General features: G+C 69.8%; 20 protein-coding genes and 1 pseudogene. 12 read left to right on the top strand and 9 right to left on the bottom strand.

Annotated features, from left to right (window positions below; genetic code table 11):
* Positions 1-88: 88 nt before the first annotated feature.
* Positions 89-1,117 (top strand): annotated as a pseudogene (locus tag FXO23_RS26490) (acyltransferase family protein); the annotation flags it as partial.
* A 51-nt stretch (positions 1,118-1,168) separates the two neighbouring features.
* Here FXO23_RS26490 and FXO23_RS26485 read toward each other — a convergent pair.
* The 4 genes from FXO23_RS26485 to gap form a co-directional block, all read right to left on the bottom strand.
* Complete coding sequence (locus FXO23_RS26485) at positions 1,169-1,915, bottom strand: CPBP family intramembrane glutamic endopeptidase (RefSeq protein ID WP_158888140.1); 747 nt, start codon at positions 1,913-1,915, stop codon at positions 1,169-1,171.
* Positions 1,916-2,052: 137 nt separating this feature from the next.
* Complete coding sequence (locus FXO23_RS26480; RefSeq protein WP_158888139.1) at positions 2,053-3,201, bottom strand: site-2 protease family protein; 1,149 nt, start codon at positions 3,199-3,201, stop codon at positions 2,053-2,055.
* Between the two features lie 16 nt (positions 3,202-3,217).
* Positions 3,218-4,336, bottom strand: coding sequence for a fructose-1,6-bisphosphate aldolase/phosphatase (gene fbp / locus FXO23_RS26475; protein WP_158888138.1), 1,119 nt, complete (start codon positions 4,334-4,336; stop codon positions 3,218-3,220).
* A gap of 15 nt (positions 4,337-4,351) precedes the next feature.
* Positions 4,352-5,359, bottom strand: a complete 1,008-nt coding sequence (gap, locus tag FXO23_RS26470) for a type I glyceraldehyde-3-phosphate dehydrogenase (RefSeq protein ID WP_158888137.1) — start codon at positions 5,357-5,359, stop codon at positions 4,352-4,354.
* A 203-nt stretch (positions 5,360-5,562) separates the two neighbouring features.
* Here gap and FXO23_RS26465 point away from each other — a divergent pair, with 203 nt between their 5' ends.
* Positions 5,563-6,162, top strand: coding sequence for an Rv1733c family protein (locus tag FXO23_RS26465; RefSeq protein ID WP_158888136.1), 600 nt, complete (start codon positions 5,563-5,565; stop codon positions 6,160-6,162).
* Between the two features lie 13 nt (positions 6,163-6,175).
* Complete coding sequence (locus tag FXO23_RS26460) at positions 6,176-6,508, top strand: OsmC family protein (RefSeq protein WP_158888135.1); 333 nt, start codon at positions 6,176-6,178, stop codon at positions 6,506-6,508.
* Between the two features lie 111 nt (positions 6,509-6,619).
* On the opposite strand, the gene FXO23_RS26455 is transcribed toward FXO23_RS26460, so the two are convergent.
* The 3 genes from FXO23_RS26455 to FXO23_RS26445 all read right to left on the bottom strand — a co-directional run bounded on the left by FXO23_RS26455 (position 6,620) and on the right by FXO23_RS26445 (position 8,955).
* Positions 6,620-7,408 (bottom strand): hypothetical protein, encoded by a 789-nt coding sequence (locus FXO23_RS26455; RefSeq protein ID WP_158888134.1) that lies wholly within the window; start codon positions 7,406-7,408, stop codon positions 6,620-6,622.
* On the bottom strand, positions 7,405-7,806 hold the full coding sequence (locus FXO23_RS26450) for a nitroreductase/quinone reductase family protein (RefSeq protein WP_246257836.1): 402 nt from the start codon (positions 7,804-7,806) through the stop codon (positions 7,405-7,407). Before FXO23_RS26450 ends, FXO23_RS26455 begins: the two co-directional genes overlap by 4 nt.
* Before the next feature lie 156 nt (positions 7,807-7,962).
* The gene (locus FXO23_RS26445) at positions 7,963-8,955 is read right to left on the bottom strand and encodes an Acg family FMN-binding oxidoreductase (protein ID WP_158888133.1); all 993 of its coding nucleotides are present in this window, start codon (positions 8,953-8,955) and stop codon (positions 7,963-7,965) included.
* A gap of 166 nt (positions 8,956-9,121) precedes the next feature.
* Here FXO23_RS26445 and FXO23_RS26440 point away from each other — a divergent pair, with 166 nt between their 5' ends.
* From FXO23_RS26440 to FXO23_RS26415, 6 genes are all read left to right on the top strand, one after another.
* Entirely contained in the window at positions 9,122-10,009 is an 888-nt protein-coding gene (locus tag FXO23_RS26440) for a universal stress protein (protein ID WP_246257834.1), read from the top strand.
* Between the two features lie 305 nt (positions 10,010-10,314).
* Entirely contained in the window at positions 10,315-11,190 is an 876-nt protein-coding gene (locus tag FXO23_RS26435) for a universal stress protein (RefSeq protein WP_158888132.1), read from the top strand.
* Positions 11,187-13,553: a phosphoketolase family protein gene (locus tag FXO23_RS26430; protein WP_158888131.1), complete on the top strand. Its 2,367-nt coding sequence runs from the start codon at positions 11,187-11,189 to the stop codon at positions 13,551-13,553. The genes FXO23_RS26435 and FXO23_RS26430 overlap by 4 nt, the downstream gene beginning before the upstream one ends.
* Positions 13,554-13,560: 7 nt before the next feature.
* Positions 13,561-14,658, top strand: a complete 1,098-nt coding sequence (locus FXO23_RS26425) for an acetate/propionate family kinase (protein ID WP_158888130.1) — start codon at positions 13,561-13,563, stop codon at positions 14,656-14,658.
* Between the two features lie 20 nt (positions 14,659-14,678).
* Positions 14,679-15,308, top strand: a complete 630-nt coding sequence (locus FXO23_RS26420; protein ID WP_158888129.1) for a CBS domain-containing protein — start codon at positions 14,679-14,681, stop codon at positions 15,306-15,308.
* Positions 15,305-16,177, top strand: coding sequence for a universal stress protein (locus tag FXO23_RS26415; RefSeq protein WP_246257833.1), 873 nt, complete (start codon positions 15,305-15,307; stop codon positions 16,175-16,177). The genes FXO23_RS26420 and FXO23_RS26415 overlap by 4 nt, the downstream gene beginning before the upstream one ends.
* 4 nt (positions 16,178-16,181) lie before the next feature.
* Here FXO23_RS26415 and FXO23_RS26410 read toward each other — a convergent pair whose 3' ends face one another.
* The gene (locus FXO23_RS26410; RefSeq protein ID WP_158888128.1) at positions 16,182-16,829 is read right to left on the bottom strand and encodes a response regulator; all 648 of its coding nucleotides are present in this window, start codon (positions 16,827-16,829) and stop codon (positions 16,182-16,184) included.
* A 226-nt stretch (positions 16,830-17,055) separates the two neighbouring features.
* Here FXO23_RS26410 and FXO23_RS26405 point away from each other — a divergent pair, with 226 nt between their 5' ends.
* Positions 17,056-17,427 (top strand): hypothetical protein, encoded by a 372-nt coding sequence (locus tag FXO23_RS26405; protein ID WP_158888169.1) that lies wholly within the window; start codon positions 17,056-17,058, stop codon positions 17,425-17,427.
* Here FXO23_RS26405 and FXO23_RS26400 read toward each other — a convergent pair.
* A complete protein-coding gene (locus FXO23_RS26400) occupies positions 17,411-17,656 on the bottom strand; it encodes a hypothetical protein (RefSeq protein ID WP_425484908.1) in 246 nt (81 codons plus the stop codon). The genes FXO23_RS26405 and FXO23_RS26400 overlap by 17 nt on opposite strands.
* A 453-nt stretch (positions 17,657-18,109) precedes the next feature.
* Here FXO23_RS26400 and FXO23_RS26395 point away from each other — a divergent pair, with 453 nt between their 5' ends.
* Entirely contained in the window at positions 18,110-18,313 is a 204-nt protein-coding gene (locus FXO23_RS26395; RefSeq protein WP_158888127.1) for a hypothetical protein, read from the top strand.
* Positions 18,313-18,714, top strand: a complete 402-nt coding sequence (locus FXO23_RS26390) for a pyridoxamine 5'-phosphate oxidase family protein (protein ID WP_158888126.1) — start codon at positions 18,313-18,315, stop codon at positions 18,712-18,714. Before FXO23_RS26395 ends, FXO23_RS26390 begins: the two co-directional genes overlap by 1 nt.
* Positions 18,715-18,716 lie beyond the last annotated feature (2 nt).

The raw sequence follows: 18,716 nt of genomic DNA, 5'->3' as shown, positions 1-18,716 counted from the left end.
GGACCTTCCAGGTGGCTTCCGGCCGTCGCCCGCACGGTCGTACGCGGGCACGCTTTTCGTGGCGGCTGCTGTCGGCGGGAGGTGAGCCATGAACGCACCAGCGCGGCGCGAGCCGTACGTGGACTGGCTGCGGGCGGGCAGCCTGATCGTCGTGGTGCTCTGGCACTGGGCGTTCACCATCCTGCGCTGGACCCCGACAGGCCCGCAGCCGACCAATCCGCTCGGGTTCTTCTCCGGGCTGTGGATCTTCACCTGGCTGCTGCAGGTGATGCCGGTGTTCTTCTACGTCGGCGGGTACGTGCACCTGGTGTCCTGGGAACGCGCCCGAGCCCGCGGGGACCACCTCGGCCGGTACGTCTGGGGACACATCCGGCAGCTCGTGCTGCCCGCGACCGTCCTGATGGCGGTGTGGGCCGCGGCGGGGGTTGTGCTGGGCGCGGTGTTCGATTGGGCCTGGATCGGCAACGCGGTCATGCTGGTGATCAGTCCACTGTGGTTCCTCGGCGTATATGTGGCACTACTTGCGCTGCTGCCGGTGAGTTTGTGGCTGCACCGCAGGTTCGACTTCCTGGCACTGGTGTGGCTGGGCGGCCTGGCGATGCTGGTGGACGTACTGCGGTTCCGGTTCGGGCTGGACCGGATCGGCTGGATCAACATGGCGCTGGTGTGGGGACTGGCGCATCAAGCGGGGTTCTACTACCGCCGGGTGGTGGAGGCGCCGCGCCGCGTGGACTTCTCGTTGCTGTCGGCCGGGTTGTTCACCTTGATGGGCCTGGTGTTCTCCGGCCTGTACCCGGGTTCGATGGTCGGGGTCCCCGGCGACCGGTGGTCGAACATGGCTCCGCCGACGTTCGTGATCGTGGCGCTGCTCGTCTTCCAGATCGGGCTGGCCGAGTGCACGCGGCCGGTGGTGGAACGGTTGCTCCAGCGGCGGCGGTGGCGGTGGTTCAGCGAACTGGTCACCCGGTTCGCGCTGCCGCTGTTCCTGTTCCACACCACCGGGATGGCACTGGCCAGGGCGGTGGACTACTTCGTCTTCGAGGGCCGGATCGTCGACGACCGCGCGCCCGATCTGATCTGGTGGGCCGAACGGCCGCTCGCGGTGCTGGGCCCGCTGCTGTTCACCGTGCCGCTGATCGCGCTGTTCGGCCGGGCGCGGAGGAAGAAGTCAACGCAGGGCGAGGGCCCACCAGGCGATGACGAGGCCGCCCGAGTTGGTCGCCAGATGGACGAGCATCGGAGTGAGCAGCCCGCGCCCGGTGTGCCGCCACCAGTGCAGGAACACCCCGGCACCGGCGGCGGCGACCATCGCGAGGACCGAGACGACCGCGAGCGGCAGGCCGCCGAACGTGGCGTGCACGGCCGCGTTCCGCACCAGCGCGAGCGAGGGCAGCAGATGCCACAGCCCGAACAGGCCCGCGGCGCCCAGCACCGGAGCCCAGCGCCAGCGCTCCCCGGCGCCGAGCAGCGCGGGGAGCACACCTCGGAAGGCGACCTCTTCGACCAGCACGGTGCCGAGCGGGATGCGGATCGCCGCCAGCCAGAGCAGCTGCCCGAAGCCGGGGCTGCCGATGCGCCCGTCCTGGAACAGGACGCGCAGCGACGGCACGGCTAGCGCGATGCCGAAACCGAGCCCGACCAGGCCGAGTCCGATCAGCCCGACGACCGTGGACCGGCGCAGGTGCCGCCGGGCCAGCCCGAGGGCGCTCCAGCGTAGCCCGGACAGCCGGGCGAGCGTGATCAGCGCGGCGACGGTGACCACACCACACACCGGGTACGCCCAGCCGGGCAGCACGCGGTTGGCCAGCGTGGTCGCCGCGGCCAGCACCAGGACCGCGGCCAGAGCGGCCGGAACGCGCTGGCGCAACGAAACTTGAGGAGGGAATGCGGGTGCGGGGGCGGTGACCGTGTTCATCGTACTTCCAAGTATGCGCCTTCGCGGGCGATGATCGCCGCCGCTGACGCGTCCTGAGACAGTAAGTCTATTGTGGACAGAACCGCGCGCGGAGATCGTGCGGGAGATGCTGATCCGGGCACTTCGCCTTCGTGACGTTAGTTCGCCGGATCGGGCACGTGGCAGCCGAGGGCGGCGAGTTCCAGCACCCGGGCGACGTCTCCGGCGGCGATCACGCCGACGAGCGTGTCGTCGTCGACGACGAGGATGAGGTCCTTCCCCGCGCGCGGTGCGGACTTGGTGACGACATCCACGAGCCGGTCGTCGCTGCGGGCCGTGACGATTTCGGGAACCCTGCGGCAGACTTCGGCGACTCGGGTGGTCATCCGGTCCTGAATGGACATTCGGGTGAGGTCTTCCAGGCTGACCACGCCGAGGGGTGCGCCCTCGAACGCGAGGACCGGGAACACCCGGTGGCGGGCGAAGACGGCGATCCGGTCGAGGAAGGCCTGGACGGTCATCCAGCCCGGCGCGATGACCGGGTCGAGGGCCATCACCGATCGGACCGGGACGTCGCCGAGCCGTTCCCGCAGGGTGTTCCCGGCGAGTTCGAGTTGGGCGGCGGCGATCAGGAACCAGCCGACGACAGCGGTCCAGAGGCCGGAGAGCTGGCCGAGCAGCAGCGCTTGGGCGAGGCCGAAGGCGATCAGCCCGCCGCCGAGTGCCTGCCCGGTCCGGGTGGCCGTGGCGGCGGCGCGCGCCCGGTCGCCGGTGCGCTTCCACAGCGCGGCGCGCAGGATGCGGCCGCCGTCCAGGGGCGCGCCGGGGAGCAGGTTGAACGCCGCGAGCAGGCCGTTGGTGAAGCCGAGCCACACCAGCCCGGCGCTGGCGACCGCGGGTAGCAAGCCGCCGAGCAGTACGGCCAGGCCCCAGCAGGCGCCGCCGATGAGCGCGCTGGCCGCCGGCCCGGCCACGGCGATGGCGAAGTCCGCTTTCGGCGTGGCCGGTTCATCCTCGAGTTCGGCGGCGCCGCCGAGCATCCACAAGGTGATCCGCTTGACCCGGACGCCGTGGCGGCGGGCGGTGACGGCGTGGGCGAGTTCGTGGGCGAGCAGCGAGGCGACGAAGCAGAGTGCGGTGACGGTCGCGGTGAACCAGTGCCAGACCCGGCTCGTGTCCGGCACCGTGCCGGGCAGTACCGTCACCGCGAGCACCTGGGCGATCAACACGACCACGACCACTACCGACCAGTGCGCCCCCACCGGGATGCCACCGAATCGCCCGAGCGGGACGGTATTCCGGAACATCGCTGCCCTCCGGTTCCTACGTGGGGGCCGGAACCGGGAGGTCCGGCATCGGCTGCCACCGGTCGGCCAGGCGTTCCTCGAGGGTGCGCATGGTGGTGTATTCGAGGTCTTCCAGCGGCCACCGGTGGGGTTCGAACGGCCCGTGCCGCCGCAGGTAGTCCATGACCACGTTGGCCTGGTCGCGGGCGCGGTCGAACGACGGGTCGTCGAACAGGTCGCGCGGGCCGATCAGCTTGCCGTCCTTGATCTGGAAGCCGAGCGCGACCGCTCGCGGCGGGCCGTCGAACCGCGCCGGATGTGCCTGGCCCAGCGACACCGGCAGGAGCGGCGCGTGGTGCGAGCCGCGCATGCACCCGGCCACGGAGTACGGGAAGGCGAACGGTTCGAGGACCTCGCCGACGGCGGGCAGGCCGGACTGGCAGCGCACGATCATCACCGGATCGTCCTTGCCCACGTACTTGCCCGCGATCAGCGAGAGTCGCTGGGTCGAGGTCGCCGCGGCCTGCTCGTCCAGCGTCTTGGACGCCACGGCGTGCACGACGTAGCGGGCGGGGGCGCCGACGTACATGAGCAGGTCGTAGAGCTGTTCGGGGCAGTCGAAGGTGATGCGCTTCTCCTGGTACAGGTCGTAGACCTCGAACCGGAATCCGGCGTGCATCTTGGCGTCGATCACCAGTCCGGCGGTGTTGAACGGGTCGGCGAACATCTTGTACAGCGGCAGGTTCCACGCGCCGGGCTCGGTCTTGTCGGCGAGGAAGCAGATCACCGGTTCGCTGGGCCGTTCGGTGAATTCGAGTTCGGCGTAGCCGGGACCCATTCCGCGCAGGTTTCCGCTGAACGCGTCGGAGAGCAGATCCTGCCCGGCGCCGTAGAGGCCGAGCCGTTTGGCGATCTCGGTGGTGGCCAGGAAAAGGTCCCACGCGAACCGGTGCACGTCTTCGTTGTCCGGTCCGTGTTCGTGGGTCATGATCAGGGAAACGTCGTCCCCGCAACTGGCGGCGTGCCCGTCGATCAGCAGCCCGTCGCCGATCGCGGTCCGCAGCGCGTCCTGGGCGGCCGCGAGCATGTCGGGGTGGACCGCGGAATGCCCGACGAAACCGCCGGTGTCGGCTTTGATGATGCTCAGCGTGGTCATCGTGACCGCTCCTTCCTAAAGGTGCCGGGCGATGAGTTCGACCAGGTCGAGGGTGCGGTGGGCGTATCCCCATTCGTTGTCGTACCAGCCGAAGACCTTGACCAGATGGTCTTCGGTCTTGGTCAGGCTCGCGTCGAACACGCAGGAGGCGGGATCGCCGACGATGTCGCGGGAGACGATCGGGGCCTCGGTGTAGCGCAGGATCCCCTTGAGGCTTCCCGCGGCCGCTTCGGCGAAGGCGTGGTTCACCTGGCCCGCGGTCACCGGCATATCGAGTTCGACCGCCAGGTCGGTCAGCGATCCGTCTTCGACCGGGACGCGCACGGCGACCCCGTCGAGCTTTCCGGCGAGTTCGGGTATGACCTCGCCGATCGCGCGTGCCGCGCCGGTGCTGGTGGGGATCAGGTTCACCGCCGCCGAGCGGGCCCGCCGCAGGTCCTTGTGCGGTCCGTCCAGCAACGCTTGGTCGTTGGTGTAGCTGTGGATCGTGGTCATCAGTCCACGTCGGACACCGAAAGCCTGGTGCAGCACCTTGACCATCGGCGCGACGCAGTTGGTGGTGCAGGAGGCGTTGGAGATGACGTGGTGGGCACGGGGGTCGTAGTCGTCCTCGTTGACGCCGAGCACGATCGTCGCGTCGACTCCCTTGCCCGGCGCTGAGATCACGACCTTGCGCGCGCCCGCGTCCAGGTGCTCGGCGGCGGCTTCCCGGGTGCGGAAGCGCCCGGTGGACTCGATCACCACATCGACGTCCGATGCCGACCAGTCGAGCTGGCGGGGTTCGGCGGCGCTGGTGACGCGGATGTGTTTGCCGCCAACGTCGATCGCGTGCTCGTGCGCGGTGACCGGAACGCCGAGCCCGCCATAGGTGGAGTCGTACTGCAGGAGGTGGGCCAGGGTTTCCGGGGTGGTGACGTCGTTGACCGCGACCACGTCGACGGGCCCGTCAGGGCGTTCGAGCGCGCATCGCAGAAGGTCGCGGCCGATTCTGCCGAAACCGTTGATTCCCAGCCGTACCGTCATCACTGCTCCTCGTCCACGGGGTCCGTGCGGTCGATGCTGGCCCGGGCACGGGCGGTGCCGTAGGGCCGAAGTACCCCGGTGCCGGGGACGAACGCCCACGATCAGGGACATCTCGTTCGGTGACCATGTCCCCTTCGCCGTTCCGGTTCCCCGGACGATGCTCAAAGCGTCGGTATCGCCCGTTCGCGAGGAGGTCAGCGGTCATGTCCAGGTCCCACTCGGCGGTCGCCAGGCTCTGGCGGCGCTGTGTTCCCTGCCGGAACCCGTTGGCGCGCCGGAGCGATCGGCTTCTCGGGGGACTGCTGATCCTGCTGACGCTGCTCGCGCTGGCCGCGGTCCCCTTCGCATTGGCGCTGGGATCGGCGACCTACGCCGACGGGCGGCGAGTGGCCGACTACGAAGTGGCCACCAGGCACCAGACGCAGGCGACCCTGCTCGCCGACGCTCCGCCCGCCGGCCCGGGTGCGCACGGCTCCGCCGACAAGAAGACCGCGCCGACGCGGGCCCGGTGGACCGTGCGGGACGGGTCGGCGCGGATCGGTGACGTGCCCGCCGAGTCGGGCATGGTGGCGGGAACCGGGTTGACGATCTGGCTGGACGAGGCCGGAAATCCGGTGGACGCGCCGAGCACCCCCACCAAGGCCGCGGTCAACGGGGTCAGCTTCGGCTTCCTCGTCTGGCTGGGGGTGCTCTTCGGCTGCGCCATCACCTACGGGATCGCCCGCGGCACGGCGAACCGGGCGCAGTACGCGCGGTGGGAACGCGAATGGGCCCGCGTGGAACGCGACTGGACCCGGCACTGAACGGAGAAGAACCATGGCAACCGTGACGGTCGCTCATCTCGCCGACGAGAAGTTCCGCGTCGAGACACGGGATCATCTGGTCCTCGTCGACCAGCCCTCGGACGACGGCACCGAGATCGGCCCGACGCCGGTCGAACTGCTGGTGATGGCGCTCTCGGCCTGCGCCGCGCATTACGGGGTCGCCCACCTCCGCTCGGCGGGACTTCCGGCGGACGGGCTGGCCGTGCGGGGCCGCTGGTCGATGCGCTCGGACCCGCCGCGGGTGGGGCGGGTCGAACTGACCGTCGTGCTGCCCGCACCGCTGGAGCCCGAGCAGCAGGCCCGGCTACGGGCGGGCACAAGGTGATCGCCGAAGGGATCGCGGAAGCCGTGGTCCGGCTGGCGCCCCAGCCGGGAACGACGGTGGGACCGCGGCTCGGAGCTGGGCTCGCGGCCCCGCCATCGTCGTGAAAGGGCGTCAGCCGAGCAATCGGGCGTTGTCCCAGCCCCAGTCGTGGTAGATCGGTGCGAACACCCCTTGACCGGTCGTCCACTGCACCAGTTCGGTGTCGAAGCGGACCGAGACGAACGAATCCGCGAGCCCGTCGGGGCCGAGCAGCCGGACGTTACCCCAACCCGCCATGGTCTGGTATCCCAGCGCCCACCAGGGTTCCGTCGGGTTCGGGTGGGGGATCGTCCACGACCAGAGTTCGCCGTTGGTCTTGATCTCCACGAACCTGTTCTGCCCGGAGCCGGTGATCTGCCTGGCGTTCTGCCATCCCCAGCTGCGGACGCCGGCGTTCACGAAGCCGGTGCCCCGCCCCAGCCAGAGCATCAGTTCACCCGCCGTGTTGACCTCCACGAAATCCGGGACGGCATCGCCATTGACGTCCCCGGCCCCGGTGATCAGCCGCGCGTTCTCCCAGCCGTGCATCACGTCCGCGACGAACGCGAGTTCGTGGTTCGCCAGGTTCAGGTGCCAGAGGCGAAGAGCGCCGTCCTTGACCTCGGCGAGCAGGCCCCGGGGATCGACGAGCGCGACCAGGGAGGTGCGGTCCCAACCGGCGCCCAGCCAGTACCCCACGAATCCGAAATCCGTGTGTTCGTAGTACCAAAGCCCACCGTCGTACCTGACCTCGACAAAACCGGGCCTGGCTTCGGCCGCGGTGGAAGTCGGCGCCCCACCGGACCACAACACCGCCAATACCGCTGCGGCGACGATCGCGAAAAGCCTGGATCTTCGCTTGACATTTCTCACCGGTTTCATGTTCTCTCCTCACCTGATTCGAAATCGTCTCTAGGGTTCTTCTCAGTCACCGGAATGTCCGTGGAGAGTCGGAAGACCGGGAATTGCGGTGCGATCCGCTCGAAGTCTTCGAGCGCGGCGCGCTGGTCCACCGGAAGGTGGGGCCGGGCGCCCGGCGCGCAGGTCAGGTAGTGACGCAGAATCGGCGCACTGTCCCCAGGATCGACTTCTTCGAGTTGGACGGTTTCCCGGCGGCCACGCCTCAGTACCCCCCGATTTCCGTTCGCGTGGACGTTGCGCACCCAATGGGTGTCCGCGCCCAGTATCGCCACGAGATAGCGTTCCCCCTCGTGCTCGGCGAGGGCCAAGGGGACCGCGGTGGTGCGCCTGGTGCGGCGGCCGGGCACTTCGAGCGTCACCAGCCGGTTCGGCCGGATCCCGGCGGAATGAAGGCGGGCCCAGATCCGGTTGAGCAGCCGAGCCGGGCGGTTCGGCCGCCCATTCCGGTACAGCCATCGGTGGATCGAAGTGATCACAGGGTGCCATCTCCATTGCCTTCGGGCTGCCTGGAAGCGTTACTGCGTCGCGAGGTGGGACACGACGTCGTCGAGCGGGCGCCGGGGTGTGGCGGGGAGCGGGTCGGCGTTCACCGCGGCCCAGCCGATTCTGAACACCATCTGGGGGCAGCTTCCGCCGTCGAGGACCTGGTCGCGGACCTGGTGCCGGGTGTCGCGAAGGTCGAGGGGTTCGGTGAGCGGGCAGCTGGCGAGGCCGAGGTCGGTCGCGGTGAGCAGGACGGCGCTGGTCGCCTCGCCCGCGCGCAGCCGGGACAGCCGGTCGTCGGATGCGGTGCCGAGCACGAGCAGGACCGATTCGTCGGTCTCGTCCAGGGATCCGGTCGGTTGCCGGAGCCGGGGATCGGCGAACTGGCGCATGGCCACCGCGCCGTGGGGATCGGCGGCTGGGGCGTTCGCGGCGGGTACCCCGTCAGGGGAGCCGTGCCGTCCGCTCCACGCGGCGAGTTCGACCTGGTAGGCGGGATTGGTGGCGTGGGCACTGGCTGCTTCGGTGATCGCTTGGGTCAGGTGGTAGCGCGGTTGCGGCCCGGTGACCGCCTTGAGCACGGTGCCTTCGGCGGCGGCCCGTTCGGTCAGGGCGGCGATCCGGTTCCCCGGTACGGGCCAGGAGCTGTATCGGCGGCGATCCGTTCTGCGGCGTGGAATCGCCGCCGCGAGTGCGATTTCCTCCGGCGTGGGATCGTGGCGGTGCAGTTCCACCGACGCCAGGTGGTCGGGGTCGTCGGGGATGGGCAGCCGGTGCACCTCGGCGCGCCAGCCCAGGGCGGCGAAGGCGATACGGAGGTGGTGCAGGGTGGCGCCGCAGGACAGCAGCAGGTCGTGCCCGTCCGGGTCGGTTTCGCGCAGCCGGAGTCCGGGGTCGGCGTAGAGGTGCAGCGAGCGGTCACCGATCCGCCACTGCCAGGGCTGGGAATTGTGCACCGAAGGCGCGCGCACGGCCAGCGCGAGCGCGACGCGCACGGTGTAGTCGTCGGGAAGTCCGCGGTCCATGGGGGTGCCTCCGAGGAAGTCGTGTGGTGGTGCCGATGCTCCGCCGAGTAAGCGACGTGAAGGGAGGGTCGAAGTGCCTCGAGGACGAGGGCTTACGTCCGTTGTCCCGGCAGCGGATGATTTCCGACCCTGAACACAGGAAACCTGGAACTGAAGGAGAACTCCTGTGATCGGCAAGCGGGTGGACCAGATCGTGGTCGGGATAGACGGATCGTCGTCGGCGGTGGACGCCGCGCTGTGGGCCGCGGCCGAGGCGGAACGGCATCGTGCCGGGCTGCGTTTGGTGCACGCGTTCGTGGTGCCGAGGCAGATATATCCCGAATTCGTCGTTCTGGAGAGTGAAGTGCGGTCCGGAATGAAGGCCCAGGGCGAGCAGTGGCTGCGGGCAGCGGTTGACGCGGTCGCCGAGGCACAGCCCGAGGTCCGGGTGGAAACCGAGTTGGCCGAAGGCGACGCGATCCGGATTCTGCTGCGTGAGTCGGTGAAAGCGCGGCTGATGGTGCTCGGCTCTCGTGGGTTGGGCGGTTTCACCGGGATGCTGATCGGTTCGACCGCAGTCGCGCTCGCCGCCCACGGCAAGTGCCCGACCGTGGTGGTCCGCGGCCAGGCGGCGGTGTCGGGCCCGGTGTTGGTCGGGTGCGACGGTTCACCGGCCAGCGAGGCGGCGGTGGCCATGGCATTCGAGGAAGCGTCGGTGCGCGGCGCGCCGTTGGTCGCGGTGCACGCGTGGACCGACCCCGTCGCGGAGGGCGCGTGGCGGCTCTACCCGTTGTCGATCAGCCCGTCCGAGCTCGAAGAGGACGAACGCCGGGCACTGTCCGAGCAACTGGCCGGATGGCAGGAGAAGTATCCCGACGTGAAGGTGCAACGCATTGTGGCCCAGGGCCGAGCGGTGCGGACCCTGCTCAAGTTCGCCGCGGACGCCCAACTGATCGTGGTCGGCAGCCGCGGCCGTGGTGGTTTCGCCGGTATGGTGCTGGGCTCGGTCAGCCAGGCTCTCGTGTACCACGCCCCGTGCCCGGTGGTCGTGACGCGTCCGTCCAACGCCAGTTGACGAACATCGGTGGCCCTGCTCACCTACCGAAACGGGGAACTCGGTGTACCGAAACGGGGAACTCGCACGTCCGGAACGGGGGACTCGCGCCAGCGGGTCCCCGCCCGACGCGAGTCCCGTTCGAGGCTCGTCATCGCTCGGCATGATCTCTCCTTCGGCTGTCGGTCTGTGCTCGCGGGCATGCGCGGGCGGGAATCGAGCCAAATAGGGCCGGAGGTCCCTTTGGTCGACGACGAATGCCAACAGCGCCGCCGGAAGCCACGTTCCTAGCGTGGAAACCACCTACGAAGGAGCGGGAGAGGCTGATGAACCAGGCGATTGTCGCCGCTGTGGACGGATCGGTAACGTCGACGCGGGCACTTCGGTGGGCCGCCGAATTCGCGGCAAGCCGGAATCTGCCGCTGCACATCGTGCACGCATTCGGGTTGATCGGCAGCTACTACGGCGCGGGACTGCCCGCACCGCAGGAGGTTTTCGACGCGCTGGAGCAAGAATCGAAGGACATCCTGCGCGAAGCGGCCGAGGCGGCGCGTACGGTGTCCGACCAGCTGACGGTCACCACATCGATGCCGGTGCAGCCGCCGATTCCGCTGCTGCTGGAGCTGTCCCGCTCGGCGCGGATGGTGGTGCTCGGTTCATCGGGGCGCGGTGGCTTCGCCGGGATGCGGATCGGGTCGACGGCGATCGCGGTGGCCAGCCACGCGCGCTGCCCGGTCGCGGTGATCCGGGGAGATGAGGCGGGAAGCGGTCCGGTCGTGGTGGGGGTGGACGGCAGCTCGGTCAGCGAGCGGGCGATCGCGGTGGCCTTCGAGGAGGCGTCCTGGCGGGGCGCGCCGCTGGCCGCGGTGCACGCGTGGAGCGACCTCGACTGGGAGAGCGCGTACGGCACCTCACGTTTGTTCGTCGACTGGGACACCCTGGCCGCCGATGAGGAGCGGTTGCTGGCGCAGCGGCTGGCGGGCTGGCAGGAGAAGTATCCGGAAGTTCCGGTGGAGCGGGTGGTGGTCCGCGACAATCCGCGGCACCAACTGCTGCAGTGGTCGGAGAAGGCGCGGTTGGTGGTCACCGGTAGCCGGGGCCGCGGGGGATTCCGCGGGCTGCTGCTCGGCTCGACCGGCCAGGCGCTGATCCAGCACGCGGCCTGCCCGGTGCTGATCGTGCACCCGGAGCGTGCCGAATGACCGCCACCATCGTCGCCAGGGCCGCGCTGAACGAGGCCGAACTGTCTCAAGTGGACGCTTTGTGGCGAGCGGCGAACTACCTGTCCGCCGGGCAGATCTACCTGCTGGACAACCCACTGCTGACTGAACCGCTGCGCCCCGAGCACGTCAAACCCCGGCTGCTTGGACACTGGGGCACCTCGCCCGGACTGAACTTCCTCTACGCGCACCTCAATCGCGTGATCGGAGCGCACGGCCTCAACGTGCTGTTCGTGACCGGCCCGGGACACGGTGGGCCCGCGCTGCTGGCCAACACCTGGCTGGAAGGCAGCTATCCCGAAGTGGCGCCGGAAGTGCCGCAGGACGCGGCGGGCATGAAGACGCTGTTCCGCCAGTTCTCCTTTCCCGGCGGGGTCCCCAGCCACGTGGCCCCCGAGGTTCCCGGTTCGATCCACGAGGGTGGGGAGCTGGGCTACTCGCTCGCGCACGCCTACGGCGCCGCGTTCGACAATCCCGGGCTGCTGGTGGCCTGCGTGGTGGGTGACGGGGAGGCGGAGACCGGCCCGCTGGCGGCCAGCTGGCATGCCAACAAGTTTCTCGATCCGGAACGCGACGGTGCGGTGCTGCCGATCCTGCACCTCAACGGTTACAAGATCGCCAACCCTACGGTGCTGTCCCGGATCCCGCACGAGGAACTGGATGATCTGCTGCGGGGCTACGGTTACGCGCCGCGGTACGTGGTGGGCAGCGAGCCTGCCGAGATGCATCAGGCGATGGCCGCCGCGCTCGACGACGTGGTCACCGAGATTCGCCGCATCCAGCGGAACTCGGGAGGGGACCGGCCACATTGGCCGATGATCGTGCTGCGCAGCCCGAAAGGCTGGACCGGACCACCCACTGTGGATGGCGTGCCGGTGGAGGGAACCTGGCGGGCGCACCAGGTCCCGTTGCCCGCGGTGCGGGAGAACCCGGAGCATCTGGCCGCGTTGGAGGCGTGGCTGCGGTCCTACCGCCCCGAGGAGTTGTTCGACGGCCAGGGGCGTCCGACGGCCGCGGTCACCGCGTTGATCCCGCGAGCGGAACGGCGGATGGGGGCGAACCCGCACGCCAACGGCGGGCTCCTGCTGCGCCCGCTCCGCCTGCCCGCCGTGACCGGCCACGCCGTGGCGGTCCCGGAACCCGGTGCGACGAGCGCTGAGCCGACCCGGGTGCTCGGCCGCTACCTGCGCGAGGTGTTCGAGCACAACGCTGCGCAGCGGAACTTCCGGTTGTTTGGGCCGGACGAGACGGCGTCGAACCGGTTGGGCGAGGTCTACGACGTCACCGGCAAGGCGTGGCAGGCCGAGATGCTGCCGGTGGACGAGCACCTGGACCGGCACGGACGGGTGCTGGAGGTGCTGTCCGAGCACCTGTGCCAGGGCTGGCTGGAAGGATACCTGCTCACCGGTCGGCACGGGATGTTCTCGTGCTACGAGGCGTTCGTGCACATCGTGGACTCGATGCTCAACCAGCACGTCAAATGGCTCAAGGTGCACCGTGCGATTCCGTGGCGGCGGCCGGTGGCGTCGTTGAACTACCTGCTCACTTCGCACGTGTGGCGGCAGGATCACAACGGGTTCTCCCACCAGGACCCGGGATTCATTGACCACGTGGCGAACAAGAGCGCCGAGGTCGTGCGGGTCTACCTCCCGCCGGACGCGAACACGCTGCTCGCGGTCGCCGGGCACTGCCTGGCGAGCCGGGACTACGTCAACGTGATCGTCGCGGGCAAGAACGACACCCCGAACTGGCTCGACGCCGAACAGGCCGCGCTGCACTGCGCCCGCGGGGCGAGCATCTGGGAGTGGGCGGGCAGCGCCTCGGGCGGGGAGCCGGATGTGGTGCTGGCGTGCGCCGGGGACGCGCCGACGGTGGAGGTGCTCGCCGCGGCTTCCCTGTTGCGCGAGCACCTGCCACGCCTGGCCGTGCGGGTGGTGAACGTGGTCGACCTGATGCGCCTGCAGCCGGAGACCGAGCATCCGCACGGGATGAGCGATCACGAGTTCGACGCGCTGTTCACGACGGACAAACCGGTGCTGTTCGCTTACCACGGTTATCCGTGGCTGATCCACCGGCTGACCTACCGCCGGGCCAACCACCACAACCTGCACGTCCGCGGCTACAAGGAGCACGGCACCACCACGACCCCGTTCGACATGCTGGTGCTCAACGACATGGACCGCTTCCAGCTCGTGATCGACGTGATCGACCGAACCCCCGGGCTAGCCGTCACCGCGGGCGAAGTGCGCCAGGCGATGGTCGAAGCGCGGGAACGGCACCGTCGCTTCATCCGCGAGCACGGCGAGGATCTGCCCGAGATCCGCCACTGGACCTGGAACGGGTGAGGACGCCATGCGGGTGCTCACGCTGAACCCAGGGTCGGCCAGCTTCAAAGTCGGACTGGTCTCCTCGGGTGAAACTCTTGCCGCCGAAACGCGGGGCGCGACCTGCGGTCGCGAGGCGTTGCTCCAGGACGTGCTGGAGCGGTGGGGCGTGCCGGATGCGGTTGCGATCCGGTTCGTGCACGGGGGATCGCGGGACGGCCCGGTACTCCTGGATGACCAGGAGTTGCGGCGGCTGGAGCGGCTCGTGCCGCTGGCGCCGCTGCACCAGCCGGTTTCGCTCGAACTCGCCCGGTGCGTGCGTCGGCTGCTGCCGGACGTCCCGGTGGTGGCGGGTTTCGACACCGCGTTCCACGCCGGGCTGCCCGCGGCCGCCGCGCACTACGCGTTGCCGCGCGCGTGGACCCGGCAGAACCGATTGCGCCGCTACGGTTTCCACGGCCTGTCGTGCCAGTACGCGCTGGGCCGCGCCGCCGAACTGCTCGGCCGCGCGCCGGACGAACTTCGCCTGCTGGTGTGCCATGTCGGCTCCGGGGTCTCGGTGACCGCGGTGCGGTGCGGGGCGAGCGTGGACACCTCGATGGGTTTCACTCCGGTCGAGGGCGCGGTGATGGCCACCCGGTCCGGTTCGGTGGATCCCGGTCTGCTGCTGCACGTCCTCAAGACCGGCGCGATTGATGTCGACGAGCTGACCGATGCGCTGTACCACCGGTCCGGGCTCGCCGGAATGACCGGCACCAGCGGCGACGTCCGCGAGGTCCTCGCCGCTTGCGCCGCCGGGAACCGGGACGCCGAGCTCGCGATCCACGTGTATGTGCACCGCCTGCGCCGCGAGATCGGGGCGCAGGCGATGAGCCTGGACCGGCTGGACGCGGTCGTCTTCACCGGCGGCGTCGCCGAGCACCAGCCGGTGCTGATCGCCCGCCTCGCCGAGGGGCTGAGCATGCTCGGCCTGTGGACCGACCCCGCACGGCTGGCCGGGACCGGCGACCGGGAGATCAGCCCCGCCGGGGCCGCGGTTCCGCTGTTCCTGCTCACCGCCCGCGAGGACCTCGAACTGGCCCGCCAGGCCGAACTCGCGGTGCGACCGGCCGAAGTGACGAACTGACCAGCACCGAGGAGGATTCGATGCGAGCAAGAGACGTGATGAGCAAACCGGTGATCACGGTGACCGCGGACCGCACGGTGAAACACGCCGCCAGTCTGCTCGCGCACCACGGGTTCACCGCCCTGCCGGTGGTGGACGACGACGAGCGGCTGATCGGCATCGTGACCGAGGCCGATCTGGTGCGCGACCGGTTCCCGCGCGACGAGACATTCCTGGGAAGGCGGCCGGAGGAACCGGTACACGAGCGACCGGCGGCGACCGTGGGCGAGGTGATGAGCACCCCGGCCACCGCGATGGGCGCCGAAACCGACATCGTCGAGGTGGTGCGGGCGATGCTGGACACGCCGATCCGGAGCATGCCGATCGTCGACGGTTCGAAGGTGCGGGGCATCGTGACCCGCCGCGATCTCGTACGGGCGCTCGCCCGGGACGACGAGGCCCTGGCCCGCGACATCCGGCACCGGTTGGCGTTCTTCGGCGGCCCGAGCCGCTGGACCGTGTCGGTGCGCGACGGGGAGGCGGAGATCACCGACGCCTTCGACAGCGAGGTCGACCGGCGGGTCGCCGCCGTCCTGGCCGAAGGGGTGCCCGGGGTGATCCGCGCGCACTGCCGCCAGGTCGACGCCGAGCAGGCGGGGGAGACGGCGTGACCGCGCCGATCGTGATCGGAGTCGACGGCTCCCAGGCCGCGTTGCGCGCCGTCCGCTGGGCCACCGCCGAGGCCGCCCGGCGTCGAGTGCCACTGCGCCTGGTCCACGCCTACGGCATTCCGGATGCCTTTCCCGGGGAGACGATGCCGCCGAAGGACTGGCTGGACGCCGAACAAGCCCGGTCGAGGAATGTGCTCCGTCACGCCACCGAAGCCGCCTGGCTGGCGGATCCGAAGGTTTCGGTGGCGTCTGAGTCTGCTTTGGATGCGCCGGTTCCCCGGCTGCTCGAGGAGTCCCGGTCCGCGCGGATGCTGGTGCTGGGCGCCACCGGGGTGGGCGGCTTCTACGGCCTGCTGGTCGGTTCGGTGGCAGGTGCGGTCGCCGCGCACGCCCGGTGCCCGGTCGCGGTTGTCCGCGGCGAGCATCGTGCGGACCCGCCGGTGGTCGTCGGCATCGACGGCAGCCCACTGAGCGAAGCGGCGACCGCGCTCGCCTTCGAGGAGGCGGCACTGCGCGGTACCGAACTGGTGGCGGTGCACTCCTGGAGCGATGCGGACACCGCTCAGCTGTTCAGCGATTCGCGGTTCGAATTCGACTTCGAACCGTTGCGGGACACCGAGGAGCGCGCGCTCGCCGAGCGCCTCGCGGGCTGGCGCGAGAAGTACCCCGAGGTCGCCGTGCGGCGGGTGCTGGTCGAGGACAAACCGCGTCACCAGCTCCTCGAACAGAGCAGGCGGGCGAGCCTGCTCGTGGTCGGCAGCCGTGGCCGCGGCGGGCTTCGCGGGCTGCTGCTGGGCTCCACCAGCCAGGCACTGATCACCCACGCCGAATGCCCGGTGCTGATCGCCCGTTCCGGCGAGGACGGATAGTGGCCTACTCCGCGCGCGGAGAGTCTTTCCGGAGTCCGGCGGCGAACACGGCGGCCTGGGTGCGGCGTTCCATGCCGAGCTTGGTCAGCAGGCGGGACACGTAGTTCTTGACCGTCTTCTCGGCCAGGAACATCCGCTCGGCGATCTGCCGATTGGTCAGGCCCTCGCCGATCAAATCGAGCAGGAGGCGTTCCCGTTCGGACAGCCCGGCCAGCGGGCCGGATTTGTCGGCGTCGGCGCGCAGTTTGGCCATCAGCACGGCGGCGGCCCGGTTGTCCAGCAGCGAGCGGCCCGTTGCCACGTCCCGGACCGCGGTCACCAGTTGCAGTCCTTGGATGTCCTTGACGACGTACCCACTGGCCCCGGCGAGGATCGCGTCCAGCATCGCCTGCTCGTCGGTGAACGACGTGAGCATCAGGCAGTGCAGTTCGGGAAGCTGGGAGCGCAGGTCGCGGCACAGTTCGATGCCGTTGCCGTCGGGCAGGCGCACGTCGAGCACGGCCACATCGGGACGCAGCGCCGGGATGCGTGCCAGCGCGTGCGACACGGTCGACGCCTCGCCGACCACGGTCAGCTCGGGGTCGGCCTCCAGCAGGTCGGCCACTCCCCGGCGCACGACCTCGTGGTCGTCGACGAGAAACACCTTGATCATGCGACACCATCCGATTCGGTTCGAGCCACCGTCCAGGCTACGGCCGGGCACCGGGAAACACAGCTCCACAGGTCCCTGATCTTGAGGACCAAAGTCACCGGCTCCCGGGGCACCCGGCCCCTCCGGTGGCCCAAGGGGGGTGGTGAGACTGGTCGTTGAATGACCGGTGGAAGGAGGAGCAGTCGTGGGCCAGGTGGCGACCGCGGTCACGTTCGTGTGGCTGGGCATGGTGCTGGCGATCTCGTTCCTGGAGGCGCCGCTGAAGTTCCGCGCGCCGGGCGTGACGATCCCGCTGGGGCTGGGGGTCGGGCGGTTGGTGTTCCGGGCGTTGAACGCCGTGGAACTGGTGTGGGCTCTCGTCGTCGTGCTCGCGGCGGCCCTCGGCGCGCTCCCCATGGCGGGTTCGGTCCTCACCGGCGTGGTGGTCGCGGTCCTGATCGTGCAGTTCGTGGCCGTCCGGCCGCTGCTGACCCGCAGGTCCGATCGGGTGCTCGCCGGAGAGGACGCGCCCCGCTCCCGCGCGCACTACGCGTACGTGGTGCTCGAAGTGGTCAAGGTGGGCGTGCTGATCGCACTCGGGGTCATCCTGTTGCGGTGACGAAGTCCCGGTTGTCGAGCATGCCGGGGCCGAACATCTCGTATCGGATGCGTTCGGTGGGCATACCGCGGCGCAGCAACCCCGCCCGGACTTCGCGCATGAACGGCAGCGGACCGCACACGTAGGCGGTCGCGTCCGCGGGCACTGCGTGGTCGCCGGGATCGAGGACGGTGCCGCCCGCGGGCGGGCCGAGCAGCAGGGTGTCGTCCTCGGCCAGGTGGTTGGACACCGCTCCGGCGGGTGTGCCGTCGTGGGCGGGTATCCGGCGGACGGTGATCCGCCGAAGAGGACAGTTATGCCACTTCGAACGCTGTCACCCAGAGTGGTGTCGAGTGCGGAGACTCCGGCCGCGACCGGGCACAAGTCTGTGCACCAGCCTACCCGGCCAGTGTCTACATCGGACACCAAACGATTGATGGGGTGGACGCGAAGGGTCGGGTCGGTGACCGCTGGCCCGAAGGGCACCGGACGGGATGTCGTGCAGCCGTTCGTTTTCTTCGTCGACGCGGTAGGGGACCGGGGAAGAGTGCTCTACCCGGGCAGTGGTTCGGGTGTCCCGAGTTGCCGGTGACGATGGTCATGATCGTTGGGGACTTTGTTCCCTTCCCTGCCCTTCCCACACCGGACGAGCATGTCGCGCGGTAGGGCGTGGCTGATGCGGGCGCGGGTGAGGAGGGTCCGGGTGGGTAGGCGTAGCGCGGCGAGTACCGAGTTCGTGGTGGAGAGCTCGGGTGAGGTGCCGGACGGGGGGCGTGGCGACGTCCGGCGGCAGATCGAGGCGTTTGCTGGGCAGTTGCCCGGTCGGCTGGGTCGGGGGAGTGTGGTGTGTCTGCGCTACGACGGGCACTACGGGCTGGTCTCCGCGGTGGGCTTGCGGGTCCGGTGATGGAGGTTCGGCGGTTCAGCGAGCTGTCGCGTGCGGAGGCGCTGCGGCGGCTGGGCAGCGTCGGGGTGGGGCGGATCGTGTTCACCGAGGACGCGTTGCCCGCGATTCGCCCGGTCAACCACGTGGTGGACGGCGGTGCGGTGATCATCCGCAGCCACGCCGGGGCGGCGTTGCTGTCGGCCGTCGGCACGGTGGTCGCTTACGAGGCCGATGTGATCGAGGAGGACGATCGCATCGGCTGGAGTGTGATCGTCACCGGAGTGGCCCGCCAGGTGAGAGGCGCCGAGGCGCTCGCCCGCTACCACCGGATTCTGCATCCCTGGGTGGACCGGGACATGGAGTATGTGATCCGGATCGAGCCCGAGCTGGTGACCGGCTTCGCGCTGTCGAACGGACAGTGACT

This window comes from Amycolatopsis anabasis, from assembly GCF_009765355.1.
Classification (GTDB): domain Bacteria; phylum Actinomycetota; class Actinomycetes; order Mycobacteriales; family Pseudonocardiaceae; genus Amycolatopsis; species Amycolatopsis anabasis.
This window is presented reverse-complemented; position numbering and strand designations above follow the sequence as displayed.